Source organism: Mucilaginibacter sp. RCC_168 (assembly GCF_041355315.1).
Taxonomy (GTDB): Bacteria; Bacteroidota; Bacteroidia; order Sphingobacteriales; family Sphingobacteriaceae; genus Mucilaginibacter.
Genome location: NZ_JBFUPN010000063.1, coordinates 1 through 1315, shown reverse-complemented (window position 1 = coordinate 1315; position 1315 = coordinate 1). Strand labels below are relative to the sequence as shown.

General features: G+C 37.6%; 1 protein-coding gene. It reads right to left on the bottom strand.

Annotated features, from left to right (window positions below):
* Positions 1-13: 13 nt before the first annotated feature.
* Complete coding sequence (locus AB6735_RS27955; protein ID WP_370999472.1) at positions 14-1021, bottom strand: IS110 family transposase; 1008 nt, start codon at positions 1019-1021, stop codon at positions 14-16.
* Between the last annotated feature and the right edge of the window lie 294 nt (positions 1022-1315).

The following is a 1315-nucleotide window of genomic DNA, read 5'->3' as shown; positions in this document are numbered from 1 at the left end:
CGATTTCTATGATCTAAGCAACTAATTTGAGATAATTTTTTTCATATTTTCTATTCTGATTTACACAGGAGAAAATACGTTGAACAAGTTTATTCCTAACAGCGTTTATCACGCTCATTTTATTCTTCTTTTCGATGTTAACCTTCCTTTCGTAATAAAGTCTCAACTCATCATTATACTGGATAGCTACCAGGGCAGCCATGTGCAAAAGTGTTTTTACTTTTTTATTAGCCATATGCGAGACCCTGCCTTTACCTTTGAACACGCCCGATTCTTCCAGATAAGGAACCAAACCTGCATAACAGGCATATGACTTGGCATTATTAATATCTTTAAACTCATTGGTGGTCACTATCAGTTGTATAGCCGTGACTTTACCGATCCCAACCACTGAGGTAACTAAAACAAATAAACGCTTCAATTCGGGGTCGGCATTAATGATGTCCATTATCGCTTTTTCTACATGTTCCAGGCTTGCTTCAATGCCACCAAGAGCCTTATTGCACAGGCCTGTGTTTTTTTTGGATACCTTCCTTTTAACAAAGGTTCCGTATTCTTTAAGCGGGGTTTTAAGCATCTTCTTCGCTTTTATAAGTCTTGAACGTGTGGATGCCAAATGGGACAGTTCCTGAACTTCTTCCCGCCTGGGTGACCATAAGCGTAGGTCTTCTCGGTTTTTATAAGCATATGTAGCGATCCGCATCGAATCAACTTTATCATTCTTTCCCCGGAGATTGCCAAGTGATTTCTTGATTTGAGTAGCTGACTCCAAACAAACATTCCCTTTCTTGTTATATAAACAGGATAGCAGGTGATTACTGTAAATGCCGGTATGCTCCATGCAGAAAACCGCGTTGTTCATAGAAAAGCCCTGAAGCTTACAAAGCTCCTTTAAAAGTGTACCTATCACTTGTGGATCATTAGCTATTTCCTTGTGGAAAAGAAAATATTTGCCTTGCTGAACTGAGAAATCCAATTCATTCTTTGATACATCGATCCCGATAAAAAATTCAAATTCCATACCTTTACCCTGTTTATGTAAGTAAACAGTTAACAGTTTTAAACCACATCAATACCTTACTAATGAGCCTTCCAAACTCTAATTTCTATTTGATGCCACAGTTTAAAACAAGCGGTAAGGGATTTAATCGAGGCATAGGCCTTTAAGCCTGGCAATGACGATAATACACCCTTACCGTTGTTAACTTTTTCCACAAAAATCAAGGTTATTAACAAAGAAAAAGAAGCAAAAAGAAAGCTTCAACAATAATAACAACCTATATTATTTGTTGAAGCTAATCTAAAGGCAATGACG